Annotated in this window: 27 protein-coding genes and 1 riboswitch; of the genes, 14 read left to right on the top strand and 13 right to left on the bottom strand. The window is 73.4% G+C overall.

Annotated elements, in window-relative coordinates; all coding sequences use genetic code 11:
* Nucleotides 1-87: 87 nt before the first annotated feature.
* The 7 genes from eccCa (at nt 88) to ACSDG8_RS14535 (ending at nt 6,742) form a co-directional block, all read left to right on the top strand.
* Nucleotides 88-4,053, top strand: a complete 3,966-nt coding sequence (gene eccCa / locus ACSDG8_RS14565; RefSeq protein ID WP_210895810.1) for a type VII secretion protein EccCa — start codon at nt 88-90, stop codon at nt 4,051-4,053.
* Between the two features lie 75 nt (nt 4,054-4,128).
* The gene (locus ACSDG8_RS14560) at nt 4,129-4,539 is read left to right on the top strand and encodes a YbaB/EbfC family nucleoid-associated protein (RefSeq protein ID WP_210895808.1); all 411 of its coding nucleotides are present in this window, start codon (nt 4,129-4,131) and stop codon (nt 4,537-4,539) included.
* Between the two features lie 16 nt (nt 4,540-4,555).
* On the top strand, nt 4,556-4,849 hold the full coding sequence (locus tag ACSDG8_RS14555) for a hypothetical protein (RefSeq protein WP_210895805.1): 294 nt from the start codon (nt 4,556-4,558) through the stop codon (nt 4,847-4,849).
* A gap of 31 nt (nt 4,850-4,880) precedes the next feature.
* Entirely contained in the window at nt 4,881-5,609 is a 729-nt protein-coding gene (locus ACSDG8_RS14550; RefSeq protein ID WP_073825889.1) for a hypothetical protein, read from the top strand.
* 12 nt (nt 5,610-5,621) lie between these two features.
* Nucleotides 5,622-5,900: a hypothetical protein gene (locus ACSDG8_RS14545; RefSeq protein ID WP_210895803.1), complete on the top strand. Its 279-nt coding sequence runs from the start codon at nt 5,622-5,624 to the stop codon at nt 5,898-5,900.
* Between the two features lie 223 nt (nt 5,901-6,123).
* Nucleotides 6,124-6,432 (top strand): WXG100 family type VII secretion target, encoded by a 309-nt coding sequence (locus ACSDG8_RS14540; RefSeq protein WP_210895801.1) that lies wholly within the window; start codon nt 6,124-6,126, stop codon nt 6,430-6,432.
* A 28-nt stretch (nt 6,433-6,460) separates the two neighbouring features.
* Entirely contained in the window at nt 6,461-6,742 is a 282-nt protein-coding gene (locus tag ACSDG8_RS14535) for a WXG100 family type VII secretion target (protein ID WP_210895799.1), read from the top strand.
* A 91-nt stretch (nt 6,743-6,833) separates the two neighbouring features.
* Here the strand turns inward: ACSDG8_RS14535 and mycP are convergent, their stop codons facing one another.
* Both mycP and ACSDG8_RS14525 read right to left on the bottom strand, forming a co-directional pair.
* Nucleotides 6,834-8,072, bottom strand: a complete 1,239-nt coding sequence (gene mycP, locus ACSDG8_RS14530) for a type VII secretion-associated serine protease mycosin (protein ID WP_307856284.1) — start codon at nt 8,070-8,072, stop codon at nt 6,834-6,836.
* A gap of 56 nt (nt 8,073-8,128) precedes the next feature.
* Complete coding sequence (locus ACSDG8_RS14525) at nt 8,129-8,470, bottom strand: helix-turn-helix transcriptional regulator (RefSeq protein WP_210895797.1); 342 nt, start codon at nt 8,468-8,470, stop codon at nt 8,129-8,131.
* 159 nt (nt 8,471-8,629) lie between these two features.
* Here ACSDG8_RS14525 and ACSDG8_RS14520 point away from each other — a divergent pair, with 159 nt between their 5' ends.
* A complete protein-coding gene (locus ACSDG8_RS14520; RefSeq protein WP_210895795.1) occupies nt 8,630-9,289 on the top strand; it encodes a carbonic anhydrase in 660 nt (219 codons plus the stop codon).
* Between the two features lie 61 nt (nt 9,290-9,350).
* Here ACSDG8_RS14520 and ACSDG8_RS14515 read toward each other — a convergent pair whose 3' ends face one another.
* The 4 genes from ACSDG8_RS14515 to ACSDG8_RS14500 all read right to left on the bottom strand — a co-directional run bounded on the left by ACSDG8_RS14515 (nt 9,351) and on the right by ACSDG8_RS14500 (nt 12,742).
* Nucleotides 9,351-10,379 (bottom strand): coiled-coil domain-containing protein, encoded by a 1,029-nt coding sequence (locus ACSDG8_RS14515; RefSeq protein WP_210895793.1) that lies wholly within the window; start codon nt 10,377-10,379, stop codon nt 9,351-9,353.
* 4 nt (nt 10,380-10,383) lie between these two features.
* Nucleotides 10,384-10,514, bottom strand: a riboswitch (cyclic di-AMP (ydaO/yuaA leader).
* Between the two features lie 154 nt (nt 10,515-10,668).
* The gene (locus ACSDG8_RS14510; protein WP_210895791.1) at nt 10,669-11,943 is read right to left on the bottom strand and encodes a YibE/F family protein; all 1,275 of its coding nucleotides are present in this window, start codon (nt 11,941-11,943) and stop codon (nt 10,669-10,671) included.
* A gap of 164 nt (nt 11,944-12,107) precedes the next feature.
* Complete coding sequence (locus ACSDG8_RS14505; RefSeq protein WP_210895789.1) at nt 12,108-12,317, bottom strand: SHOCT domain-containing protein; 210 nt, start codon at nt 12,315-12,317, stop codon at nt 12,108-12,110.
* 125 nt (nt 12,318-12,442) lie between these two features.
* Nucleotides 12,443-12,742, bottom strand: a complete 300-nt coding sequence (locus ACSDG8_RS14500; protein WP_013283780.1) for a metal-sensitive transcriptional regulator — start codon at nt 12,740-12,742, stop codon at nt 12,443-12,445.
* An 80-nt stretch (nt 12,743-12,822) separates the two neighbouring features.
* On the opposite strand from ACSDG8_RS14500, the gene ACSDG8_RS14495 reads away from it, so the two are divergent.
* The 4 genes from ACSDG8_RS14495 to ACSDG8_RS14480 all read left to right on the top strand — a co-directional run bounded on the left by ACSDG8_RS14495 (nt 12,823) and on the right by ACSDG8_RS14480 (nt 16,555).
* A complete protein-coding gene (locus ACSDG8_RS14495) occupies nt 12,823-13,029 on the top strand; it encodes a heavy-metal-associated domain-containing protein (RefSeq protein WP_210895787.1) in 207 nt (68 codons plus the stop codon).
* Nucleotides 13,030-13,063: 34 nt separating this feature from the next.
* Nucleotides 13,064-14,044, top strand: a complete 981-nt coding sequence (locus ACSDG8_RS14490; protein ID WP_210895785.1) for a hypothetical protein — start codon at nt 13,064-13,066, stop codon at nt 14,042-14,044.
* 17 nt (nt 14,045-14,061) lie between these two features.
* Entirely contained in the window at nt 14,062-16,314 is a 2,253-nt protein-coding gene (locus ACSDG8_RS14485; RefSeq protein WP_210895783.1) for a heavy metal translocating P-type ATPase, read from the top strand.
* A gap of 67 nt (nt 16,315-16,381) precedes the next feature.
* Nucleotides 16,382-16,555 carry a CsbD family protein gene (locus ACSDG8_RS14480; RefSeq protein ID WP_210895781.1) on the top strand — a complete coding sequence of 58 codons (174 nt, stop codon included), beginning with the start codon at nt 16,382-16,384 and terminating at the stop codon, nt 16,553-16,555.
* A 60-nt stretch (nt 16,556-16,615) separates the two neighbouring features.
* Here ACSDG8_RS14480 and ACSDG8_RS14475 read toward each other — a convergent pair whose 3' ends face one another.
* From ACSDG8_RS14475 to ACSDG8_RS14460, 4 genes are all read right to left on the bottom strand, one after another.
* Nucleotides 16,616-17,251, bottom strand: coding sequence for a dihydrofolate reductase family protein (locus tag ACSDG8_RS14475; protein WP_210943212.1), 636 nt, complete (start codon nt 17,249-17,251; stop codon nt 16,616-16,618).
* Between the two features lie 36 nt (nt 17,252-17,287).
* Nucleotides 17,288-18,523, bottom strand: coding sequence for an RNA polymerase sigma factor (locus ACSDG8_RS14470; RefSeq protein WP_439427961.1), 1,236 nt, complete (start codon nt 18,521-18,523; stop codon nt 17,288-17,290).
* Entirely contained in the window at nt 18,520-18,882 is a 363-nt protein-coding gene (locus ACSDG8_RS14465; protein ID WP_439428048.1) for a YciI family protein, read from the bottom strand. The genes ACSDG8_RS14470 and ACSDG8_RS14465 overlap by 4 nt, the downstream gene beginning before the upstream one ends.
* Nucleotides 18,883-18,982: 100 nt before the next feature.
* Complete coding sequence (locus tag ACSDG8_RS14460; RefSeq protein WP_210895775.1) at nt 18,983-20,173, bottom strand: DUF2786 domain-containing protein; 1,191 nt, start codon at nt 20,171-20,173, stop codon at nt 18,983-18,985.
* A 203-nt stretch (nt 20,174-20,376) separates the two neighbouring features.
* Between ACSDG8_RS14460 and ACSDG8_RS14455 the strand changes: the two genes are divergently transcribed.
* Nucleotides 20,377-21,159: a DUF3152 domain-containing protein gene (locus ACSDG8_RS14455; protein WP_307856283.1), complete on the top strand. Its 783-nt coding sequence runs from the start codon at nt 20,377-20,379 to the stop codon at nt 21,157-21,159.
* Between the two features lie 22 nt (nt 21,160-21,181).
* On the opposite strand, the gene ACSDG8_RS14450 is transcribed toward ACSDG8_RS14455, so the two are convergent.
* The gene (locus ACSDG8_RS14450) at nt 21,182-21,607 is read right to left on the bottom strand and encodes an ATP-binding protein (RefSeq protein ID WP_210895771.1); all 426 of its coding nucleotides are present in this window, start codon (nt 21,605-21,607) and stop codon (nt 21,182-21,184) included.
* Nucleotides 21,608-21,645: 38 nt separating this feature from the next.
* Complete coding sequence (locus ACSDG8_RS14445; RefSeq protein ID WP_210895769.1) at nt 21,646-22,401, bottom strand: SAM-dependent methyltransferase; 756 nt, start codon at nt 22,399-22,401, stop codon at nt 21,646-21,648.
* 84 nt (nt 22,402-22,485) lie between these two features.
* On the opposite strand from ACSDG8_RS14445, the gene ACSDG8_RS14440 reads away from it, so the two are divergent.
* Nucleotides 22,486-22,704 carry a hypothetical protein gene (locus tag ACSDG8_RS14440; protein ID WP_073825840.1) on the top strand — a complete coding sequence of 73 codons (219 nt, stop codon included), beginning with the start codon at nt 22,486-22,488 and terminating at the stop codon, nt 22,702-22,704.
* 8 nt (nt 22,705-22,712) lie between these two features.
* On the opposite strand, the gene ACSDG8_RS14435 is transcribed toward ACSDG8_RS14440, so the two are convergent.
* The gene (locus tag ACSDG8_RS14435) at nt 22,713-23,423 is read right to left on the bottom strand and encodes a GAF and ANTAR domain-containing protein (RefSeq protein ID WP_210895767.1); all 711 of its coding nucleotides are present in this window, start codon (nt 23,421-23,423) and stop codon (nt 22,713-22,715) included.
* Nucleotides 23,424-23,571 lie beyond the last annotated feature (148 nt).

The raw sequence follows: 23,571 nt of genomic DNA, 5'->3' as shown, positions 1-23,571 counted from the left end.
CTACGATGGCGGTCGCACAGGTTGCCCACCCGACGCTCACCGGCGGTGGCAGACCACGATCAGGGCCGCTTCTGAGAGGGGAGAGCCGTGAGTACGGTGGTGTTCCGCCGACTTCCGCGTCAACAGGGTCCCGCGCTGCCGCGCGGTGAGGTGCTGCTGGAGTCCCCGCCCGAACTGCCGGAGCCGAAGGCCAAGGGCATGGGGCAGGTGCTGATGATCCTGCCGATGCTCTGCGGCGTCGGCGCGATGGCGTTCCTCTACGCCGGCCGCGGCGGCGGCATGATGACGTACGTCGCGGGTGGTCTGTTCGGTGTGTCCATGTTGGGCATGGCGATCGGCACGCTCGGCAACGGCGGCAACGACAAGGCCGAGCTGAACGCGCAGCGGCGCGACTACATGCGCTACCTGGCGCAGATGCGCAAGCGCACCCGCCGGGCCGCCGAGCAGCAGCGCGCCGCGATGACCTGGCGGCACCCGGAGCCGGACGCGCTCTGGTCGGTCGCCGCCTCCCGCCGGCTGTGGGAGCGGCGGATCACCGAGGACGACTTCGGCGAGGTGCGGATCGCGCTCGGCCCGCAGCGGCTGGCGGTGGAGATCGTGCCGCCGGAGACGAAGCCGGTGGAGGACCTGGAGCCGATGAGCGCGATCGCGCTGCGCCGGTTCGTCCGGGCCCACTCCAGCGTGCCGGACCTGCCGACCGCGTTGTCGCTGCGCGCGTTCAGCCGGATCGCGCTGCGCGGCGACCGGGAGGCCGTGCTCGACCTGGCCCGGGCCGCGCTGGGCCAGCTCGTCACGTTCCACGCCCCGGAGGACCTGCTGGTCGTCGTGGTGGCCGCGCCGGACCGGCAGCCCGCTTGGGACTGGGTGAAGTGGCTGCCGCACGCCCAGCACCCGGGGCGTACCGACGCGGCGGGCGCGCGCCGGATGGTGTTCGCCGCGCTCGACGAGGCGGAGACCGCGCTCGCCCAGGACCTGGGCGGCCGGCCCCGGTTCGCGCCGGAGGCGAAGCCGCTGACCACCGCGCCGCACGTGGTGGTCGTGCTGGACGGCGGCGAGGTCTCGGCGACGTGCGCGCTGACCGGTGCGGGCCTGCTCGGCACCACCGTGGTCGACCTGTCCGGCACGGTGCCCCGCGACGCCGGGCGCTGGCTGCTCTGCCTGGACGCCGGCGACGGCACCGGGCTCGACCTGGTCCGCGGCACCGCCACGTCCCGGCTCGGCAGCCCGGACCGGCTGTCCCTGTCCGCCGCCGAGGGGCTGGCCCGGCAGATCGCCCCGTTCCGGCTCTCCCAGCAGCAGGGCGCCAGCACCGAGGAGCCGCTGGCCCGCAGCATGGAGCTGCCCGACCTGCTCGACGTCGGCGACGCGGCCACAGTGGACGTCCGGCAGACCTGGCGGCCGCGCAGTCATCGCGACCGGCTGCGCATCCCGCTCGGCCTGGGCCCGGACGGCAACGTGGTCGAGCTGGACTTCAAGGAGTCCGCGCACGAGGGCATGGGCCCGCACGGTCTGGTGATCGGCGCGACCGGCTCAGGCAAGAGCGAACTGCTGCGTACGGTGGTCGCCGCGCTGGCCGTGACGCACTCCTCGGAGGAGCTGAACTTCGTCCTGGTCGACTTCAAGGGCGGCGCCACGTTCGCCTCGCTGGACGCGCTGCCGCACACCAGCGCGGTGATCACCAACCTCTCCGACGAGCTGCCGCTGGTGGACCGCATGCGGGACGCGCTCGCCGGTGAGATGAACCGCCGGCAGGAGGTGCTGCGGGCGGCCGGCAACTACGTCTCCCGGTACGACTACGAGAAGGCGCGGGCCGCCGGTGAGCCGCTGGAGCCGATGCCGAGCCTGCTGATCATCTGTGACGAGTTCTCCGAGCTGCTGGCCGCCAAGCCGGACTTCATCGACCTGTTCGTGATGATCGGCCGCCTCGGCCGGTCGCTCGGCGTGCACCTGCTGCTCGCCTCGCAGCGGTTGGAGGAGGGCAAGCTGCGTGGCCTGGACACGCACCTGTCGTACCGGATCGGCCTGCGCACGTTCTCGGCGGTGGAGAGCCGGATCGTGCTCGGCGTGCCGGACGCGTACGAGCTGCCCAGCGCGCCGGGCCACGGTTACCTGAAGACCGACACCGCCACCATGCTGCGCTTCCGTGCCGCGTACGTGTCCGGGCCGTACCAGGCGCCGGGGCAGGTGCAGCGCTCCACCCGGGCGCACGTGCAGCGGCGGATCGTCCCGTACGGCATCGACTACGTGCCGGCGCCGGCGCTGCCGAGCCCGGCGGAGGCCACGCCGGAGCCGGAGCAGCCGGGCGACGGCAAGGCGGTGGCCATGCTGGACGTGCTGATCGACCAGCTCAAGGGCCGCGGCAAGCCGGCGCACCAGGTCTGGCTGCCGCCGCTGGCCGAGCCGTCCGGGCTGGCCGAGCTGCTGCCGAAGCTGAGCGTGCACCCGACGTACGGCCTGACCACCGCCGACTGGGCGGGCCGCGGCCGGCTCGCCGTGCCGGTCGGCATCGTGGACCGCCCGTACGAGCAGCGCCGCGACCCGATGATGGTCGACCTGGCCGGGGCCGGCGGCAACGTGGTGATCGTCGGCGCGTCGCTGAGCGGCAAGAGCACCATGCTGCGCTCGATGCTGGCCTCGCTTGCGCTCACCCACACGCCGCGCGAGGTGCAGTTCTTCTGCCTCGACTTCGGCGGTGGCGCGCTGCGCAGCCTGGACGGGCTGCCGCACACCTCGGGCGTGGCGGGGCGGCGCGATGTCGAGGCGGTCCGGCGGACGGTGGCCGAGGTGGTCGCGGTGATCGACGAGCGGGAGAACCGGTTCACCCAGCACGGCATCGACTCGGTGGCCAGCTACCGGCGCCGCCGCGCGGCCGGTGAGTTCGCCGAGGACCCGTTCGGTGACGTCTTCCTCGTGGTGGACGGCTGGAACACGCTGCGCCAGGAGTACGAGGAGCTGGAGCAGACCATCACCAACCTGGCGAACCGGGGCCTCGGCTTCGGCGTCCACGTGGTGATCACGGCGGTGCGCTGGGCGGAGATCCGGATCAACATGCGGGACCTGCTCGGCACCAAGCTGGAGCTGCGGCTCGGTGACCCGTCCGAGTCGGAGATCGACCGGCGGGCCGCGCAGAACGTGCCGGTCGGCGCGCCGGGCCGCGGCCTGACCCGCGACAAGCTGCACTTCCTGACCGCGATCTCGCGGATCGACGGCAAGCGCGACATCGAGGACCTGACCGAGGCGTCGGTGGCGCTGGCCGGTCACGTCGCGGCGAACTGGCCGGGCCGCCCGGCGCCGAAGGTCCGGCTGCTGCCGCGCAGGCTGGCGGTCACCGAGCTGGCGAAGTTGATCGACCGGTCGGCGCCGGGCATCCCGATCGGCGTCAACGAGTCGGCGCTCGCCCCGGTCTACCTGGACCTGGCGAGCGAGCCGCACCTGACCGTGTTCGGCGACGCCGAGTGCGGCAAGACCAACCTGCTGCGGTTGATCGCCCGGGGCATCGCCGAGCGGTACACCCCGGCCCAGGCGCGGCTGGTCATCGCCGACTACCGGCGCGGCCTGCTCGGCGCGGTCGAGGGTGACCACCTGCTCGACTACGCGCCGTCGAACCAGGTGTTCAGCCAGGGCCTCGGCTCGATCCGCAGCGCGTTGCAGAACCGGCTGCCCGGCCCGGACGTGACCACCGCGCAGCTGCGCGACCGCAGCTGGTGGAAGGGGCCGGACCTCTACATCCTGGTGGACGACTACGACCTGGTCGCCTCCGGCGGGAACAACCCGCTCAGCGCGCTGCACGAGCTGCTGCCGCAGGCGCGGGACATCGGCCTGCACCTGATCGTCACGCGGCGGGTGGGTGGTGTGGCCCGGGCGCTGTACGAGCCGGTGCTGCAACGCCTGCGCGAGCTGGACTCCCCGGGCCTGCTGATGTCCGGCAGCCGGGAGGAGGGCGCGGTCTTCGGCAACCTGCGGCCGACCCCGCAGCCGCCGGGCCGGGGCACGCTGGTGCGCCGCCGCGACGGTCAGCAGCTGATCCAGACCGCGTGGACGGAACCGGCCTGACGGGACGGACGACCGGCGCGGATTTCCGGTAGCGTCGGCCCGATCGATCGTCGCGATTACGGGGAGGGCCCGGAGTTGAGCAGCCCGTCGGGTATCGGTGGAGCCCTGGAAGGCCTGCTGCGGCAGGCGCAGGAGCAGCAGCGGCGGCTGGCCGAGCTCCAGCAGCAGCGTGCGGAGCTGCGGGTCACCGGGGAGAGCCCGGACGGGCTGGTGCGGGTGACTGTCGACGGCGACATGAAGGTCGGCGACGTCGAGCTGAACGCGCGGGCCATGCGGCTGGACAGCTTCTCGCTGGCCCAGTCGATCCAGGCCGCCGTCGACGCCGCGTACGCGGCGTTCGAGGAGCGGCAGCGGGAGATGCTGGGCGAGATGCTCGGCGACTCCGAGATGGTCCGCCGGGCGCAGGACGGCACGCTGACCCCGGAGGACTGGTTCCGCCAGTTCGGGGTGGACCTGTCCGACCCGACCCGCAACCTGCGGCGCTGAGCGAGAGGGGACGACGATGCCGAACACCGTCGACGTCGACGCGATCCGGAAGGCGAGCCGGATGCTCGACGCCCCGGACGGCCCGATCCAGTACCTGCGCAACGTCGAGGCGCTGCTGGCCGAGGTGAAGCTGCCCGGCAGTGCGCTGAGCCTGTTCGGCACCGGCGCGGTCGAGCGGCACAACGCGGCGGTGGACGGGCACCTCGACAACGTCCGGACCGGCGTGGAGCATCTGCGCAAGGCCGCCGCGCAGCTCGAACAGAGCGCGAAGAACTGGGAGAAGTCGGATCAGCCCTGGGTGGTCAAGTGACCGGCCGGGCCCGCCAGCGGAAGGACGCCTGATGCCACCGGAGATCCTCATCGCCAACGCCTCGGGGACGGTGACCGGCTCGGTGTCGGTCGCCCAGACCACGGCGCCGGTACGGTCGGCCGCGGCCATCGCCAGGGGAAACCTGGTCTGGATCGCCGCCTCGGCGGCGCTGATCGGCACCATCCTCTACCTGGAGTCGTTCGACAACCAGCAGGTGAACGAGTCCATCAAGAAGTGGGACGAGGCGGCCCGCCTGCTCGGGGCGGACCAGTTCGGCGCGGCGATGGCGGCGGTCCCGCCGGAGGCGTCGGAGTGGGACTTCGACGACCGGGACGCGTTCGACCAGTTCATGCGCAAGCTCGGCGCGGAGATCAACTCGCTGGCCGAGGCGTTCAACGCCAACCGGGACACGCTCACCGCGGCCCGGGACGCGTACAACGACGCGGTCTCCGGCCTGGCTCAGGCGCTCATGCCGATCCTGGTCGCGGTGATCGCCTCGATCGCGCTCCAGTTCTTCCCCGCGACCACCGCCCTGGCCCAGGCCATCGGCATCGCCGGTCTGGCCGCCACCGCCGCGATCCTGGTCCTGGTCTTCGGGGAGATCAGCGCGCTGCTGCACGCGTTGCTCTCCGCGTTCCACACCGACAGCCGGTTCACGTTCACCGCGGACTCCCGGCCCGGCTGGGCGCCGGCCGGCTCCGACCCGGACATCAAGGACATCAAAATCGACTGGGTTCAGGACTCCGCGTTCTACAGGTGACGGGAGCGGGCCATGGACACTCTGATCTTCGCGCTGTTCCTGTACGTCCTGCTGACCATCCCGGTCTTCGTGGCCCTGATGCTGTTCGCCGTGCTGACCCGCTCGGCGCGGCTGCGGCGGGCCGCCGAGGTGGTCTCGCTGAGCGCCTGCGCGGCGCTGCTCGTGCTGACGTTCCAGCGTGCGTTCGAGAAGCCGCTGCTGTGGATCGTGGTGGTGCTGCTGATCGCGGTGCTGGCCTTCGGCGTCTCGACGATCGTCAGACGTGTCGACGATCGCCAGAGCGGCACCTGAGCGGCCCTGACCTCGGGACGGACCGTCCAACTCGTACGGTGGACGCCGGATCGCCTTGCCGATCCTGGGCTGTCGGAATACATCGATGGGACGGCAGGGCTGCGCGGGTTGGACATCGTCCGCTACGGTTCGGATGAAGTGTCCGTCGGTGGGGTGTGTTCGCCTTGCCGCGGGGGAGGGCGCGGCGGATCCGCCGCCACAAGATGACGGAAGGGTGTGAAGCATGGCGTTCGAGGTCACTGCAGCAACTCTGCACACCGCCGCGAGTGACGTGCGGTCCACGCGCAGCGAGGTTGACGGCGAGCTGAAGAAGCTGTGGAACGTGGTCGACGACCTCGCGATGGCCTGGAAGGGCCAGGCGTCCACGGGCTTCCAGGGCCTGATGAACCGCTGGAACGAGGACACGACCAAGCTGCTGACCGCGATGGACAACATCGCGGACCTGCTCGACAAGTCGGGCACCACGCACCAGGTCAACGACGAAGAGCAGCAGCAGATGCTGGACAAGTTCCACGCTGCTCTCAACCCGTGATCCGCGAAGACAGGCAGAGGAGGAATCCATGAGCATCAAGGTTGACTACGCTGTTCTGGAGAGCAGCAACCAGCAGATGCAGGCCATCTCGCGGGTCATCGACGAGAAGCTGGACACGCTGCGGGCAATGCTGACCAAGCTTGAGTGGGAGGGCCAGGACCGGGCCGCCTACCAGCAGCACCAGGCCCAGTGGGACGCCGCCGTCCGGGACATCAACAAGGTCCTGAACGAGATCGGTGGCGCGGTGGGCATCGCGCGCGAGAACTACATGACCACGGAGATGAGCAACTCCAAGGTCTGGGGCAACTGACCCCGGACCGGTCCACAGCGGCTCCGCTCCGGCTCGTGCCGGGCGGGGCCGTCGTGTATTCCAGCCCTGCCGTGCGGCGCTCGGCGGCCGGTCAGGCGTCCTGCGGGACGTCCCGCCGGCCGGGGCGCCATCCGCGTCGCCGGCCGCGTACCAGGATCGGCCGCAGCGTGAGCAGGACGCCGGCGAGCAGCCCGCCGACGACGGCGACCCAGATCGCGACGGTGCGCTGCCACGCCAGCGGGTCGGTGGGCGGTGCCGGCGGCGGCATGGCGCCCAGCGGCGGGTCCGCACGGGTGCCGAGCAGGCTGGTCACCGCCCGGTAGGGGTTGACCATCCCGTAGCCGACGTCGGCGTTGTGCCCGTCGGGCGGGTTGTCGGCGGTGCGGGTCAGCCGATGGGCGACCTCGGCGGTGCTGATGTCGGGGTGCGCGGCCCGTACCAGCGCGGCGACGCCGGAGACGTACGCGGTGGCGAAGCTCGTCCCGCCCTGCGGCTCGGCCCGGTAGCCGGACCCCTGCGGCGCGGGCCCGACGATGTTCAGGCCGGGGCCGGCGATGTCCACATAGTCCCCGCTGACCGAGCTGCCCACGTGCCCGCCCTGCTCGTCCAGGCCGGCGACGGCTATGACCCCCGGGTACGCCGCCGGATAGGCCGGCCGGTCCTCCCGGTTCTCCTGCCGGTTGCCGGCGGAGGCGACGACCACCACGTCCTTGTCGAGCGCGTACTGCACAGCCGACTTCAGCGCCGGGTCGTCGAGCGTGACCAGGGACAGGTTGATCACGTCGGCGTCGTTGTCGACCGCCCAGCGGATCGCCTTGCCGATCTCGCCCGGCACGTCCGGGTCGAAGTTCTCCTTGTTCTCGGCCAGCACGCGCAGCGGCAGGATGCGGGCCTCCGGCGCGATGCCGGTGTACGGCGAGCCGGTGCCCTCCCGCCCCGCGATGATGCCGGCGACCATGGTGCCGTGACCGACCAGGTCGCACTGGCCCTGGAGCCGGACGAGCTGGTTGAAGTCCTCACCGGGCAGCACCCGCCCGCGCAGCAGGGGATGGGACGGCGAGACCCCGGAGTCGATCACGGCGACGGTGATCCCGGCGCCCTTGCCGACGCGCCACGCGGCGGCCGGGTCGAGGCGGCTCAGCGCCCACGGCGTCTCGGTGGGCGCGGGACCGCCGGTGGGCCCGCACTTCGGGGCGGCCACCGCGGGTGAGGGCACCGTCAGCGCGCCCCCGAGCAGGGCGGCCGCCGCCGCTCCGGAGAGGACGGACCTGATCCGGTGTCCGGCCCGGACGCGTCGCTTCGTCGCGCCCGGCCGCAAGCTGTCGCGCACGCGGTGAGATTACCGTCGCGCCGGCCCGCGCGGGCGCACGCGGTCGCCCGAACCGGTCACCGGTCGGCGGTGACGTCCCCGGCCGACTCGGCGGCGAAGAGGGCCAGCAGGGCGCCGACCTGCTGGTCGGCCTCCGCCGGGTGCCGGAAGCGCCCCTTCGGGTTGATCGTGTACTCGTTGCGCCGCCCCACCCGGGTGCGGCGCAGGTAACCCCCGGCCTCCAGGTCGGCGACGATGGCCTGGGCCGCCCGTTCGGTCACGCCCACCTCGTCGGCCACGTCCCGCAGCCGCGCGGTGGGGTTGCGCGCGATCGCCAGCAGCACATGCCCGTGATTGGTGAGGAAGGTCCAGTTACGGCGGCTCCCGTCCTCAACTGGTGTGGTCGCCATGGTGGTCATGCTATGGCCATCGACGGGCTCGCCCGAATCGGACGCGGCCCGGCACGGGAAAGTATGAAATGCGTATCACGAATCTTGACGTGCCCCACACGCCGTGTGACCGTGAAGTCGCGAGGCCGTACGGCCTGGTCGTTCCCCCAGGTAGACGAGGTGAGGCAGATGACGCCGAGAAGCCCGGAGCAGGCGCTCGCGGAGCTGCGCGCCGGTAATCACCGGTTCGTCACCGGCGTGCCGCAGCATCCGAATCAGGACGCCGGGCACCGGGCGGCGGTGGCCGACGGCCAGCACCCCTTCGCGGTGATCGTCGGCTGCTCCGACTCGCGGCTCGCGGCGGAGATCATCTTCGATCGCGGCCTCGGTGACCTCTTCGTGGTGCGTACCGCCGGGCACACCGCCGGGCCCGAGGTGCTCGGCAGCGTCGAGTACGCGGTCACAGTGCTGGGCACGCCGCTCGTGGTGGTGCTCGGGCACGACTCCTGCGGCGCGGTCCAGGCCGCCCGGGAGGGGGTGCGGACCGGCGCCGCCCCGGCCGGGCACCTGGGCGCGGTGGTGGACGCGGTCTCGCCCAGCCTGCTGCGGGCCGCCCGGCAGGGGATCGAGGACCTCGACGGCATCGTCGACGTCCACATCGCGCAGACCGTGGAGACGCTGCTGGCCCGGTCCACCGTGCTGGCCGAGCGGGTCGCGGCGGGGCGGTGCACGGTGGTGGGGATGTCGTACCGGCTCTCCGGCGGCCAGGTGCGGACAGTGGCGCAGGTCCCGGCGTCACTGCCCGCTCCCTCGGCGCCGGCGGACGCGGACGCGGCGCTGGCCGGCTGACCGCGGCGCCGGACGACGAGAAGGGGCCGCCCGCGGGCGGCCCCTTCTCACTGCGTCCAGGTCAGAGCATCGACATGTGGACGTGGTCGGTGTGGTTCGACGGTCCGCTGTACGAACTCCAGCCGGTGGCCGGGAACCAGATCTGCCGGTTCCAGATGACGTAGTAGATGCCCAGCCGGTCGGCGTTGCGGATGAGGAACGCGGCCACGTCGTTGCCGTACTTGCGGGTGTCGTTGTTGTGCCAGGGCGCGAAGCCGCTGTTCTGCAGCGACCAGTCGCACGCCTTGCCCTTGGGGTGCTCCCACGGCCCGCCCGGCCGGTAACAGCCCACGAAGCGCGTGTAGCCGGCGCGCCGGACCTCCTTGTAGGCGTGCAGCGTCCGCGGCGTGACGCAGCCCGAGGTGGTCGGGTCGCTCTCGCTGCACGACTCGGCCTTCCAGCCGCCGTCGGCGGTGCGGCCGGGGCCGATCTTGGCGACCGGTGAGGTGGCGTCGACCAGGCCGCCGGTGAAGCCGAGGCCGCCGACGAGCTTGAGGGCGCGCTCGGCCTGCACCTTCTCACGCTCCATCGCGTTCTTCTGCTTCTCCTGCTCGCGTACCTCGGCGTCGAGCGCGATCTTGGCCGTCTCGGCGCGGTTCTTGACCGCGTTGATGGCGGCCAGGCGCTGCGCGTTGAGGAGGTTCAGCTCGTCCAGGGCGTTGACGCGGCGGACGAACGAGTCGGGCGAGTTGCTTTCCAGCAGCATCGCCATCGCACCCATCCGGCCGGTCCGGTAGGACTGGGCGGCGAGCTGGTTGACCTGCGGGCTGAGCGCCTCGAGCTCGGCCTGTGCCGTCTGCACCTCGGCGGCCAGCCGCCGCTGGCGGTCCTGCGACTTGGCCAGCTTCGCCTTCGCCTGGAGGAAGTTGCGGTTGGCGTTGTTGATCGCCTCGGTGATGAGTGGTGGTTCGCCGTCCTCCTCGTGCCCGGACGGCTTCGGGGCCGCCGCGGCGGCGGGGGCCGCCATCGCCGAGTTCGGCCCGGCCAGCACTGCCAGCGAGGCCAGCACGGCCACCAGGGGTGTCAGCCAGCGGCGCAGGGGTGGCGTCACAGTGTTCCCTTCCGTCGGCCGCCGACCGGGTTAGCTGACGGGTTCGGGACGGAAGTGGCCCCTACCGCTCGCGCGGATTCACCCCTTGTACCTGGTTCCCCGGCTCGCCCGCAGGCGATTGGGCGGCGGCACCGCTGGCGCCGGTGCGCGCCTTCGGCGGTGACCGGCAGCGAGGTTACCCGACAGCACTCCTGCGGATCTACGTCCGGAAGCCGACCAATAGCGAGATTTCGCCGTGGCGTGCCGTGACCAGCATCGCGTTTGAAATCGATGGTCACCGTGCGGAGTGTCACCATGTCGCCTCCGTGCTTTTTCCGCCGCCGAGCGCCTCCAGCGCGTCGTCGCGTCCGCCCGGCGGACGGGGCGCGGGGGCCGCCGGCGCCGCGCCGGGCGCGCGCCGTCCGGCGGTGGTCACGATCGCGGCCAGCGCGGTCGTCAGCGGTACGGCCGCGATCAGGCCGAGCGTGGCCACCGCGCTGCGGACGATCTCCTGGGCGAGGAACTCGCTCGTGAGGATCTGGCTCACCGGGCGGGAGTCGGCGACCAGCAGGAGCAGGAGCGGCAGCGAGGCGCCCGCGTACGCCAGCACGATGGTGTTGACGGTGGACGCGATGTGGGCGCGGCCGACGCGGGTCGCCGCCCGGTAGAGCTGCCGCCGGGACAGTCCCGGGTTGGCGTGCGCGAGTTCGGTGACGGTGGCCGCCTGGGTGACTGTGACGTCGTCCAGCACGCCCAGCGAGCCGATGATGATGCCCGCCAGCAGCAGCCCGTGCAGGTCCACGTCGGCCTGGAACATGGACAGGGTGGTGGCGTCCTCGCTGCCGAAGCCGGTCAGGTGGGTGGCGGACGTGGCGAGCAGGCCGAGCACACCGGTGATCACCAGGCTGCCGAGCGTGCCGAGCACCGCCACCGACGTCTGCGCGGTGACCCCGTGCGTCAGGTAGAGCACCACGAACATGATCAACGCGGCGCCCACGATAGCCACCAGCAGCGGCGGCTGGCCGCCGCCGATGCCGGGTAGCACGAAGCCGAGCAGGATGGCGAAGCTGGCCGCCAGGCCGCCGAGCGCGGCGAGCCCGCGCCAGCGCCCGAACGCCACGATGGCGGCGGCGAAGAGGACCAGAAGCCAGATCAGCGGGGTGCCGCGCTGGTGCTCGGCGATGTTGTAGGACTTCACCGAGGGGTCGGCCGGGTCGATCAGCTCGACCAGGACGATCTTGTCGCCGACCTCGACCCGTGGCGCCCCCGGCCCGGCCGGCAGCGGCGTCTCGACCTGCCGGCCCGCGTCCGGGCCCTGCTCGGCGGTGACGGTCACGGTGCCGCAGGGCCCGCCCGCGCCCTCCGGGGCCTCCGGGGTCGGCGGGCAGGGCTCGGTGACCACCCGGGTCACGGTGCCGTGGTAGCGGGGGACGTCCGCGCCGCCGACCGGCTCCCGGTCCTGCCGGGGCCAGAGCACCAGCGCCGCGATCACGGTGAGCGCGAACAGCGGCACCACCGTGGCGACGAGCAGCCGGCGTACGCGCGGCGGCGTGGGCGGTGCGGGGCGGGTGTGGTCGGCACCCAAGGCGTCTCTCCCAACGGTCGCGGCGACGCCTGGTCCGCCGGACCGGTGTGGTCACCGGGCCGGCGCGGACGTGTCGGCCACGTCCGGGTCGTCGTCCGGCCATGGTAGGCAGCCCGGCTGGGCGCACCCGGGCACCGTGGCCGGTGCCGCGCGCCCCGCTCGGGTCAGGTCAGGCCGGCCCGGCGTCGCCGGTACTCGTCCTCGTCGATCTCGCCGCGCGCGTACCGCTCGTCCAGGATGCGCCGGGCCGTCGTCGGGCCCAGGTACTGCGGGCCGGTCCACCGCACAGCCGCCCAGACGAGCCCTGCCAGCACCGCGAGCACCAGTAGGGACCAGATCCACATCCAGCCCATCATCGGGCTCTGCCACATCATCGGGCCGCCCTCCGTCCGTCGCCGCGGGTCCGCCGGGGTCGGCCTGCCCGCCACTTCGACGGTACGACCGGCCCGACGCGTCGGCGCGGGTCGATGTGCCCGGCTCCGGGGGCCGGAGGTCCCGCTCAGCCGCGCTTCATCAGGCGGCCGACGGCGGCCATCATCTCGGTCGCCATCTCGTCGGCCCGGCCCTCGGCGGCGCCCTCGTGCATGCAGTGCCGCGCGTGGCCGTCGAGCAGGCCGAGGCCGACCTTGTCCAGCGCCGCCTGGATGGCCGAGATCTGGGTCAGCACGTCGATGCAGTAACGGTCGTCCTCGACCATCTTCTCGATGCCCCGGACCTGACCCTCGATGCGGCGGAGCCGGGCGAGGAGTTGGTCCTTGCTGGCGGTGTAGCCCCGGGTCGGGCTGGACGGCGCGGTCATGGAAACGAGGATAGCGTACCCCTCGGGGGTATGCTAACGTTCCGGCAGTACCCCCAGGGGGTATAAGATCGGAGGGCGAGATGGAGAGCACCTACCAGGTGAGCGGCATGACCTGCGGCCACTGCGTCAACTCGGTGAGCACCGAGCTGAGCGCGCTTCCGGGCGTCACCGACGTCCAGGTCGACCTGGCCACCGGCCGGGTCACCGTCACCAGTCAGAACCCGCTGGACGCGGACGCCGTCCGGGCGGCGGTCGACGAGGCCGGCTACGACCTCGTCGGTGCGTGACGGGTCCACGGACCCGCAGGAGCGAGGAGAAACCATGAACACGGCGACGAAGCTCAGCGGCTTCGCGCTCGGCCTCGTGGCGGTCTTCGGCGCGGCGTACGGGATCGGCAACCTGGCCGATCCCGTCGCCCCGGCCGCCGAGGCCCGCCACGACGACAGCGGCAGCGACCACGGGACCGGCGACACCGGTCACGGTGACGAGAACCACGCGGGCGGCGACGCCGCGCACCTGCCCGGCGGGCTGCTCGTCTCCGAACGCGGCTACACGCTCCAGCCCACCACCACGGCGGCCGGGCAGTTCGCCTTCCGGATCACCGGCCCGGACGGCACGCCGGTCACCCGCTTCGAGGTGGCCCACGACAAGCGCATGCACCTGATCGTCGCCCGGCGGGACCTCTCCGGGTTCCGGCACGTCCACCCGGAGATGGCCGGCGACGGCACCTGGTGGGTCGCCTCCCCGCTCGACGGCCCCGGCGTCTGGCGGGCGTTCGCCGACTTCACGCCCGAAGGCGGCGAGCCGCTGACCCTCGGCCTGGACGTCACGGTCTCCGGCGAGCTGGCCGCCCGGCCGCTTCCGGCGCCGGCGACCAGCACCACCGTCGACGGCTACACCGTCACCCTGACCGGCGCGCCGGAGCCGGGCCGGACGAGCCGGCTCACGCTCTCCGTCAGCCGCGACGGGCGGCCGGTCACCGACCTTCAGCCCTACCTCGGCGCGTACGGGCACCTGGTGGCGCTGCGGCAGGGCGACCTGGCGTACCTGCATGTGCACCCGGAGGGCACGCCCGGCGACGGGCGCACACCCGCCGGTCCGGCGATCACGTTCGCCGCGGAGGTGCCCTCGGCCGGGGCGTACCGTCTCTACCTGGACTTCCGGCACGGCGACACGGTGCACACCGCCGAGTTCACCGTCCTGGCCGGCGACCAGACCGCGCCGGCGCCCGCCGCGCCGGCACCCACCACCGCACCGACCCCGGACGCCGGACACGGCACGCCCGGGCACGGGCACAGTTGAGCGCCGGAGGTGCCGCGATGACTGCCACGGGAAAGGCGCTGCCCACCGCGCCGAACCTGATCGAGCTGGCGATCGGCGGGATGACCTGCGCGTCCTGCGCCGCCCGGATCGAGAAGAAGCTCAACCGGATGGACGGCGTCGAGGCGACGGTGAACTACGCCACCGAGAAGGCCACCGTCCGGTACGCCGACGAGGTCGCGCCGGCCGACCTGATCGCCACAGTCGAGAAGACCGGCTACACCGCAGTGGTGCCGCCCCCGCCCGAGCAGGCGACCGCAGCGGCCGGGGAGCCGGTGGACGAGCTGCGCGCCGCGCGTACCCGGCTCTGGGTCTCCGCCGTGCTCACCGTGCCGGTGATCGTGCTCGCCATGGTTCCGGCCTGGCAGTTCGACTACTGGCAGTGGGCCTCGCTCACGCTGGCCGCCCCGGTCGTGGTCTGGGGCGGGCTGCCGTTCCACCGCGCCGCCCTGGTCAACCTGCGGCACGGCGCGGCGACCATGGACACGCTCGTCTCGCTCGGCACGCTGGCCGCGTTCGGCTGGTCGCTCTGGGCGCTGTTCCTCGGCGACGCCGGCATGCCCGGCATGAAGCACCCGTTCAGCTTCGACATCACCCGGGGCGACGGCGCCGGCAACATCTACCTGGAGGCTGCCGCCGGGGTGACGGTGTTCATCCTGGCCGGGCGGTACTTCGAGGCCCGCTCCAAGCGCACCGCCGGGTCGGCGCTGCGCGCGCTGCTCGAACTCGGGGCCAAGGACGTGGCGGTGCTGCGCGGCGGCCAGGAGGTCCGGGTGCCAGTCGGTCAGCTTGCGGTCGGCGACCGGTTCGTGGTCCGGCCCGGTGAGAAGATCGCCACCGACGGCGTGGTCGAGGAGGGCACCTCGGCGGTCGACGCCAGCATGCTCACCGGCGAGTCGGTGCCGGTCGAGGTGGGGCCGGGCGACACGGTGACCGGCGCGACGGTGAACGCCGGCGGCCGGCTGGTCGTCCGGGCCACCCGGGTCGGCGGCGACACCCAGCTCGCCCAGATGGCGCGGCTGGTGGAGCAGGCGCAGACCGGCAAGGCGGCCGTGCAGCGGCTCGCCGACCGGATCTCCGGCGTCTTCGTGCCGATCGTGATCGCGCTGGCCGCCGGCACGCTCGGCTGGTGGCTCGGCACCGGCTCCGGGCCGACCGCCGCGTTCACCGCCGCGGTGGCCGTGCTGATCATCGCCTGCCCGTGCGCGCTCGGCCTGGCCACGCCGACCGCGCTGCTCGTCGGCACCGGCCGCGGGGCGCAGCTCGGGGTGCTCATCAAGGGGCCGGAGATGCTGGAGTCCACCCGCCGGGTCGACACCGTCGTGCTGGACAAGACCGGCACCGTCACCACCGGCCGGATGGCGCTGGCCGAGGTGCTGCCCGCCGACGGCGAGGACGCTGCCGAACTGCTCCGGGTGGCCGGCGCGCTGGAGGCCGCCTCCGAGCACCCGATCGCCCGGGCCGTCGCCGAGGCCGCGGCCGAGGCCGGTCCGCTGCCGCCGGTCGGCGAGTTCGCCAACGCCGAAGGGCTCGGCGTGACCGGCACCGTCGACGGCCGGACCGTGGTGGTCGGCCGAGCGCGGCTGCTGCGCGAGCGGGGTCTCGACGTACCCGAGGAGGTCGCGCGGGCCGCGACCGGCGCGGAGGCGGCGGGCCGGACGGCGATCCTGGCCGGCTGGGACGGGCGGGCCCGGGGCGTGCTCGCGGTGGCCGACGCGGTGAAGCCGACCAGCCGGACGGCCGTCGCCCGGCTGCGCGAGCTGGGGCTCACACCGGTGCTGCTCACCGGCGACAACGCCACTGTGGCGAAGGCGGTGGCCGCCGAGGTCGGCATCGACGAGGTGATCGCGGAGGTGCTGCCCGCCGAGAAGGTCGCGGTGATCGAGCGGCTCCAGGGCGAGGGCCGGGTGGTCGCGATGGTCGGCGACGGGGTCAACGACGCCGCCGCGCTGGCCCGGGCCGACCTCGGGCTGGCCATGGGCACCGGCACCGACGCGGCCATCGAGGCCGCCGACCTGACGCTGGTCCGGGGCGACCTGACCGCGGCCGTGGACGCGATCCGGCTCTCCCGGCGCACGCTGGCGATCATCAAGGGAAACCTGTTCTGGGCGTTCGCCTACAACGTCGCGGCGTTGCCGCTGGCGGCGGCCGGGCTGCTCAACCCGATGCTCGCCGGGGCGGCGATGGCGTTCTCGTCGGTCTTCGTGGTCGGCAACAGCCTGCGGCTGCGGCGCTTCCGCCCGATCGGGTGAGGGGATTGGGCGGGTGGCCGACGGGGTAACCAGTTGTCGACAGGCAATCGCATCAGTGGAGGTCATCATGGGTCTCGACGACAAGATCGACAACACTTCCCAGGACGCCGCGGGCAAGGTCAAGGAGGGCGTCGGCCGGGCCACGGACAACGAGCGCCTGGAGGCCGAGGGCCGCAACGACCAGACCGGCGCCAAGCTCAAGCAGGCCGCCGAGAAGGTCAAGGACGCCTTCAAGAGCTGACGTACGCGCAGTGCACGTCGCCGGGCCGGCCCTTCGGGCCGGCCCGGCGTGCCGTACCGGTCAGCGTCGAACCCGGTAGCGCACGTGCGTGACAGTGGGCGACGCCACCACCTTCTCCGGCTCCAGCACCACGTCCAGCGGCCCGTCGAACAGCGGCGTGCCGCCGCCCAGCACGATCGGCACCGTGTGCAGCCAGACCGAGTCGAGCAGCCCGTCGGTCAGGTAACGGCGTACCGTGGCGCCGCCACCGGCCACGCAGACCCGCCCGTCACCCGCCGCCGACCGGGCCCGCTCCAGCGCCGCCCCGGGGCCGTCGGTGACGAAGTGGAACTCCGTGCCGCCGCTCATGACCAGCGGTTCCCGCGGGTGGTGGGTCAGCACGAACACCGGAGTCCGGAACGGCGGGTCGTCGCCCCACCAGCCGGTCCACCCGAGGTCCCACTGACCCTCGCCGCCGCCGAACATGCGCCGGCCCATCACGTACGCGCCGACGCCCTCGGTCATCTCCTCGATCACCTCGGCGTCCGAATTGCGCTCCCCGCCCTCCTGGCCGTGCTGCGCGCGCCAGCTCTCGGTGGCGAACGCCCACTCGTGCAACCGCAGGCCACCACGGCCCAGCGGGTCCGCCTGGCTCTGGCCCGGCGCCGCCACGTAGCCGTCCAGCGACACCGACATCTGACTGGTCACCTCTCCCATGACGGGTGGACCCCCGGGCGCGCGTCAACTCATCGGTCAGGCCAGGCGGGCGGCGCCGGCCTGGAGGTAACGGCGCTCCGGCAGGCTGGTGGTGGCCCGTGCGGCGGCCAGGTACGCGGCCCGCGCGTCCGCCCGGTCCCCGGCCAGGTCGAGCAGATGCGCGCGGACGGCGGCGAGCCGGTGATGGCCGGCGGTCCGGCCGTCGGCGTCGAGCGGTTCCAGCAGCGCGAGCCCGGCGCGCGGGCCGTCCACCATGGCCACCGCGACCGCCTGGTTGAGCGTGACCATCGGATTCGGCGCGAGGTGGGCCAGCACCCGGTAGAGCGCGACGATCTGCGGCCAGTCGGTGGTCTCGGCGGAAGGGGCCTCCGCGTGCACCGCCGCGATGGCCGCCTGCACCTGGTACGGCCCCGGCGACGACCAGGTAAGCGCCTCGGTCACCAGCGCCACCCCCTCCGCGACGGCGTCCCGGTCCCACCGGCCGCGGTCCTGCTCGGCCAGCGGCACCAGCTCGCCGTCCGGCCCGGTACGCGCCGCCCGGTGCGCGTCGGTGAGCAGCATCAGCGCCAGCAGCCCGGCCACCTCGCCGTCGTCCGGGAGCAGCCGGCGCAGCTCGCGGGCCAGCCGGATCGCCTCGGCGGTCAGCTCCGCCCGGTGCAGCGCCTCGCCGCTCGACGCGGCATAGCCCTCGTTGAAGACCAGGTAGAGCACGCGCAACACCGCGCCGAGCCGCTCGTCCCGGTCGGCCGGCGAGGGCAGCGTGAAACGCGCGCCGGCCGCCTCGATCCGCTGCTTCGCGCGGCGGATCCGCTGGCTCATGGTCGCCTCCGGCACCAGATACGCGCGGGCGATCTCGGCGGTGCTCAACCCGCCCACCGCACGCAGTGTGAGCGCCACCTGCGCGCTGACCGGCAGCGCCGGATGGCAGCAGAGGAACAGCAGCTTCAGCGTGTCGTCCCCGCTGGGCGGCTCCTCGTCGGCGGGCGGCGCGACAGTCGCGTACGCCGGCTGCCGGACCGCCACCGCGACCTCGCGTGCCCGGCGGGCGTGCTCGCCGCGCCACTCGTCGGTGAGCCGGCGGGTGGCGACGGTGACCAGCCACGCTCGGGGATGGTCCGGCAGGCCCTGCTCCGGCCACTGGACGGCGGCGGCCAGCAGCGCCTCCTGGACCGCGTCCTCGCAGGCGTAGAACTGGCCGTGCCGGCGCACGAGCACGCCGAGGACCTGCGGCGCGAGCGCACGCAGCAGGTCCTCGACCGCCCGGGAGGTCACATCTCCGTCCCGGCCTGCTCCATCACCGCGCGCACCTCCAGCACGCCGAAACCGTGCCGCACGTCCGGCCAGCGCGCGGCGATCTCGGCGGCCCGCTCCGGGGTCTCGCAGTCGACAGTCAGGTAGCCGGCGAACTGTTCCTTGCTCTCCACGAACGGCCCGTCGGTGATCTCGGTGCCGCCGGAGGCCGCCGGTCGTACCGTCCGGGCCTGCGACGGGTGGGCCAGCGCATCGCCGCCGACCAGCTCACCGGATTCGGTCAGCTCCTTCATGATCTCGTCGACCTCGCCGAAGATCGCGTTGCGCTCCGCCTCGGACAGCTCCTCCACGAAGCCGGGCCGGTTCCAGATCAGCAGCATGTACTTCACGGTGTACTCCTCGGGTGCGGGCCACCGGCGGTGGCGCCTCGCAGACGGGTCGGAGCCGGTCCGCCCGATCCGACATCATCACCCGGGAAGGTCAGCGACTCCCGCGTACCGGACGGCGCGCCGGGCGTCCCGGGTCGAGCGAGGCGCGGTCGGCCGCGCTGGTGCCGGAGACCCAGCCCTGCTCGTCGCGCACCTGGAGCCGGTGCCGGGTGGTGCCGGGAAAGAGCTGGTCGACGCGTTCCCGGACGGCGTCCGAGCGGGCCGCGAGCACCGGCAGCAGCCGGTCGTCGTCGCTCTCCTCGGCCGCGACCGCGCTGGCCTCCCGCAGCCGGTCGCCGATCCGCAGCGCGAACGCGTTGAGGAAAGACTCGTCGTAGCCCTTGGTGCGCCGCCCGCCGGCCCTGCCGCGCTCACCTCGGCCGCGCAGCATCGCGGCGGTGGCCTGCACCAGCAGCGAGGTGTGCAGCAACTCGACCGCCGCCAGGTCGGCCGGGAAGCCGAGCACCGTGGCGAAACCCAGGTCGTCGGACCAGACCGACTCGCACCGGTTCGCCGCCGCCACCTCCTGGACCAGCAGCGCCTTCGCCGCCGCGTACGGGGCGTCGACGCCGATCCGGACCCCGCCCGGACCACCGGACCGCTCGGCGGCGGCGTCGAGCAGCGCCGCGTCGATGCTGTGCCGGGCCATCAGCTCCTGCGCCTTCGCGGTGAACGCCTCCGCCTCGGCCGGGTAGGCGGTCGACTCGGCCTTGGCGAGCAGCGCGCGTACCCGGTCGAGCATCCGGGAACCGCTCGGCGCCGCGGCGGCGCGTGGGACGGCGGCCGAGCCCGGCGGGGGTCGCAGCGCCGCGATCGGCGGCAGCCCCGCCACCAGGACGAGCGCGTCGACCGCGTCCCGCAGCGCGGTGATCCGGTCGCCGTCGGCGCGCCGGTCCAGCCAGCCCGCGTCGTCGTCCCAGCGGGCGCCGGCCTCGGTGAGCTGCGCGTCGAACCAGTCCGGCACCGGTGCAGGCAGGGTGCGCCGCTGGGCGGCCATGGCGTCGCGCAGCAGGCGGGCCCCGCGCGGGGTCAGCCGCCGGGTGGCGAGCCGGTCCAGGTCGGCGGGCTGCCAGCCGCGTGGCCAGAGCCGGCCCACGTCCCGGGTCAGCCGGGTCAGCAGCGCCGCGTCCACCGCCGCGCCGTCGGTCACGACCAGCCCGTCGAGGGCCCGCTCGGCGGCGCGTACGTCGGTGCCGCGCGCCGTCGAGACGGCGGCGTCGAGCAGTCGGTCGGCTGGTGACACGGGTGGCTCTCCCTGAACTCCGGCAGGCGGCCTCTCGCTCACCCCGCACCGACGGTACCCGGCCCGCCCGTTCAACCGTCCGGGCCTGCCGTCCGTACTCCTGCCCGAGCGGGTGGGGGCGACGGACGGAGATCGACGTGGGCGGGCGTGACCGAGGGCTGCACCGGCGACGGCGGAGGACGCGATCGGGGCGGTTTTTGGCGGTGGTAGTGGTCGCCGCCGCGCTCGCCGCCGGCGGGTACGCCGCCCGGCACCCGGACCTGCTGGACCGCGTCGACGTGCGGCGCACCGTGCAGGCGGCGGCGCCGAGCGCGCCGGCGCCGGACGCGCGTCCCTCGCCGACTGCGGTGCCGACGCCGGTCCCGGCCGCCGGGCGGGTAGCGCCCGGCATCGGCTACCCGGCCCGGGGCAGCGGCACCTTCCGCACCGCCGACACCGTCGGCGCCGTCGCCGGGCGCTCCGGCGAGCTGCTGCGCTACCGGGTCGCCGTCGAGGACGGCATCCGCAACGTCGACGTGGAACGCTTCGCCCGTGAGGTCGCGGCGACGCTTGCCGACCGGCGGGGCTGGACCGGCGACGGCCGGTGGCGGCTGCAACGGGTGGGCCGCGACGACCCGGCCGACTTCACAGTGCTGCTCACCACGCCGGTGACCCGGGGGCGGCTCTGCGGCGACCCGAGCGACACCTACACGTCCTGCCGCAACGGGGAGCGGGTGGTGATCAACGTGGCCCGCTGGGTCTACGGGGTGCCGCACGTCACCGACCTCGACGCCTACCGGCAGTACCTGCTCAACCACGAGGTCGGCCACCGGCTGGGCCGGGGACACGAACTCTGCCCCCGGGCCGGCGGCCCGGCACCGGTGATGGTGCAGCAGACGCTCGGGCTGCACGGGTGCACGCCGAACCCGTGGCCGATCGTGGGCGGCGAACCGCTCGCCGGGCCATCCGGCCAGTACGACGACCCGATCCCGGCCGGGGACCGCTGAGCCCTCGCCCGGCGGCGGGCCGTCAGCGGGAGAACGCGGCCCAGATGTTCTTGGTGGACTCGGTGCCGTACCAGCCGACGTCGAGCGAGACCGACTGGGCCAGGAACAGCCCGCGCCCGCCCGAGTCGGTCGGGCTGATGTCGGTCAGCTCCGGCACCGAGCTGACGTCGTGGTCGGCCACGTCGAGCAGGAACCGGTCGTCGGTGGCGAGCAGCGTGATGATGGTGGGCGGCCGGCCGTGCCGCAGCGCGTTGCTGGCCAGCTCGGTGGCGACCAGCACGACCAGGTGCGGCACCTCGTCCAGGTCCTCGCCCTGCACCAGGCCGTGCCGGTTCAGCGCGCCCCGCAGCGAGGCACGCAGGTCGCGCAGATCCTCGGGACTGTCCAGCACCCACTGCTCCAGCTCAGTGGCCTGTGGCGGCGGAGGCGAGGTGCGCAGCTGTCCCATGATCTGGCTTTACCCTGCGTAGCCGTTCGTTAAGCAGCTCACCGGCGCAGCAGCGCGAACACTCCCCACCCCAGGTACTCACGCTGGAAGCGGACGTACCGCAGCGGATCCTCGGTGAGCTCCCGCCGCAGCTCCGGGGCCAGTTCGTCGTCCGGATTGGCGTCCAGCCAGCGGCGCAGGTTCAGCCAGTGCGCCGCGGCGTACCGGTCCCAGCTGCCCTGGTCGGCGAGGACCATCTCGACCAGGTCCCAGCCGCACTCGCCGAAGAGCCGAACCAGACCGGGCAGGTCGTGGAACTCGTCCCGGGACCGGGCGTGCGAGCCGGTGACGGTCTCCTCGTCCGGCGGGTCCCGCCGCCAGTAGGGCTCGCCGACCAGCGCCATGCCGCCCGGCCGCAGCGCCCGGCCGAGCAGTTCCAGCGTGCCCGGCACCCCGTCGCCGATCCAGGTCGCGCCGACACAGGCCGCCACGTCGACCGGCCGCTCCGGTGAGTACGCCGCCGCGTCGCCGTGCACGAACCGTACGTGCTCGGCCACGTTCAGTTCGGTGGCGCGTTCCCGGGCGGCGGCGGTGAAGGCGCTGCTGATGTCGACGCCGGTGCCGGTGACTCCGTGGTCGCGGGCCCAGGTGCAGAGCAGCTCGCCCTTGCCGCTGCACAGGTCCAGCAGCTCGTCGCCTGGTCGCAGCCGGATCGCGCGGCCCAGCGTGGCCAGCTTGACCTCGTCGAACGGGTTGAGGATCCGCAGGTCGCCCTCGCGGATGGTGAAGCTGCGCGGCAGGTCCGGTGCTGTCATCCGGGGATCGTGCCGCCGCCCGGCCGGTGGCGGCAACCGATTTGCGTCTGTGCTGCTCCGGGTCTCCTGCGGTACGGTCACGACATGGTGGTCGAGGAACACTGGTGGAACGGCGTCAACAACCCTCGCGGACGGCGTGACGTCTACATCTGCACCGACGGAAGCCAGTGGCAGGTCCAGGCGCAGATCGGCGGGGCGTCCGGCCGGTCCAAGATCCAGCAGTGCCCGAGCCGTGGCTCGGCGAGCATCCTGGCGGGGGCGTGGCGCGCGAGTGGCTCCGGCTGGCGGGCGATGCCCCGCTGAGCGGGCGGTCAGTCGCGAGGGCCGTGCGCCGCGCGCTGCACAAGTGACTCGGCGACCTCGCGCAGCTTGCGGTTGGAGTCCTGCGACACCCGGGCCAGGATGGCGAACGCCTCGTCGGCCGAGCAGCGCCGCTGGCCCATGATGATGCCCTTGGCCTGTTCGATCACGGCTCGGCTCTGCATGGCCTCCTGCATCTGCTGTGCCAGCGTCGCGGTGCTCTCGTAGAGGTGGACGTTCGCCAGCGCGATGGCGGCGTATCCGGCCAGCGTCTGCGCCAGCTCGACCTGCTCGTCCAGGACGCGGGGCGCCGCGCCGTAGATGTTCAGCGCGCCGACCATCGCCTCCTGGATGGGCAGGCCGACCGACAGCGAGCTGGCCGCGCCCGCCTCGTGCGCCCGGGCCGCCCACTCCGGCCAGCGGCTCTCCGCCGACATGTCGGGCACCAGCATCGCGGTGCCGGTGGTGGCGGCGTCCAGGCACGGGCCGCGGCCGTGCGCGTACTGCCACTCGTCGAGCGTCAGCGCCAGCACGCCGGTGTACGCGGCGGTGTGCGCCTCCGTGCCCTGGACAAGGGTCACGGAGACCTCGGCGGTCCCGGGGAGGGTGTCCTTGGCGACCTGGGCGATGGTCGACAACACCACGTCGAGGTCGACTTCGTCGTACTTGATCCGAGCGAGTCTGATCAAGGCTGCGGCGAGGTCGGGATGGGCCTGCGGCATGAGCTGTGACGTCCTTGTGCGAAGCGACGCCGCCGGCCCGGGCGGGGCACGACGGCTGGTGGCGGGGGTGGGCCCGTGGTGACGGACCAGCGTCCCGATTCCGGCATGGATCGGGACCGGCGCCGCTTCTTGACGCTCGTTCGTGACG

Source organism: Micromonospora sp. LA-10 (assembly GCF_051853095.1).
Classification (GTDB): Bacteria; Actinomycetota; Actinomycetes; order Mycobacteriales; family Micromonosporaceae; genus Micromonospora; species Micromonospora echinospora_A.
This window is presented reverse-complemented; position numbering and strand designations above follow the sequence as displayed.

Excerpts from the sequence above, each read along its gene's own strand:
- ACSDG8_RS14555 (WP_210895805.1), top strand. The coding sequence starts at position 4,556 with ATGCCGAACACCGTCGACGTCGACGCGATCCGGAAGGCGAGCCGGATG.
- ACSDG8_RS14550 (WP_073825889.1), top strand. The coding sequence starts at position 4,881 with ATGCCACCGGAGATCCTCATCGCCAACGCCTCGGGGACGGTGACCGGC.
- ACSDG8_RS14545 (WP_210895803.1), top strand. The coding sequence starts at position 5,622 with ATGGACACTCTGATCTTCGCGCTGTTCCTGTACGTCCTGCTGACCATC.
- ACSDG8_RS14540 (WP_210895801.1), top strand. The coding sequence starts at position 6,124 with ATGGCGTTCGAGGTCACTGCAGCAACTCTGCACACCGCCGCGAGTGAC.
- ACSDG8_RS14535 (WP_210895799.1), top strand. The coding sequence starts at position 6,461 with ATGAGCATCAAGGTTGACTACGCTGTTCTGGAGAGCAGCAACCAGCAG.
- ACSDG8_RS14525 (WP_210895797.1), bottom strand. The coding sequence starts at position 8,470 with ATGACCACCATGGCGACCACACCAGTTGAGGACGGGAGCCGCCGTAAC.
- ACSDG8_RS14520 (WP_210895795.1), top strand. The coding sequence starts at position 8,630 with ATGACGCCGAGAAGCCCGGAGCAGGCGCTCGCGGAGCTGCGCGCCGGT.
- ACSDG8_RS14505 (WP_210895789.1), bottom strand. The coding sequence starts at position 12,317 with ATGATGTGGCAGAGCCCGATGATGGGCTGGATGTGGATCTGGTCCCTA.
- ACSDG8_RS14500 (WP_013283780.1), bottom strand. The coding sequence starts at position 12,742 with ATGACCGCGCCGTCCAGCCCGACCCGGGGCTACACCGCCAGCAAGGAC.
- ACSDG8_RS14495 (WP_210895787.1), top strand. The coding sequence starts at position 12,823 with ATGGAGAGCACCTACCAGGTGAGCGGCATGACCTGCGGCCACTGCGTC.
- ACSDG8_RS14490 (WP_210895785.1), top strand. The coding sequence starts at position 13,064 with ATGAACACGGCGACGAAGCTCAGCGGCTTCGCGCTCGGCCTCGTGGCG.
- ACSDG8_RS14485 (WP_210895783.1), top strand. The coding sequence starts at position 14,062 with ATGACTGCCACGGGAAAGGCGCTGCCCACCGCGCCGAACCTGATCGAG.
- ACSDG8_RS14480 (WP_210895781.1), top strand. The coding sequence starts at position 16,382 with ATGGGTCTCGACGACAAGATCGACAACACTTCCCAGGACGCCGCGGGC.
- ACSDG8_RS14475 (WP_210943212.1), bottom strand. The coding sequence starts at position 17,251 with ATGGGAGAGGTGACCAGTCAGATGTCGGTGTCGCTGGACGGCTACGTG.
- ACSDG8_RS14465 (WP_439428048.1), bottom strand. The coding sequence starts at position 18,882 with ATGCTGCTGATCTGGAACCGGCCCGGCTTCGTGGAGGAGCTGTCCGAG.
- ACSDG8_RS14450 (WP_210895771.1), bottom strand. The coding sequence starts at position 21,607 with ATGGGACAGCTGCGCACCTCGCCTCCGCCGCCACAGGCCACTGAGCTG.
- ACSDG8_RS14445 (WP_210895769.1), bottom strand. The coding sequence starts at position 22,401 with ATGACAGCACCGGACCTGCCGCGCAGCTTCACCATCCGCGAGGGCGAC.
- ACSDG8_RS14440 (WP_073825840.1), top strand. The coding sequence starts at position 22,486 with ATGGTGGTCGAGGAACACTGGTGGAACGGCGTCAACAACCCTCGCGGA.
- ACSDG8_RS14435 (WP_210895767.1), bottom strand. The coding sequence starts at position 23,423 with ATGCCGCAGGCCCATCCCGACCTCGCCGCAGCCTTGATCAGACTCGCT.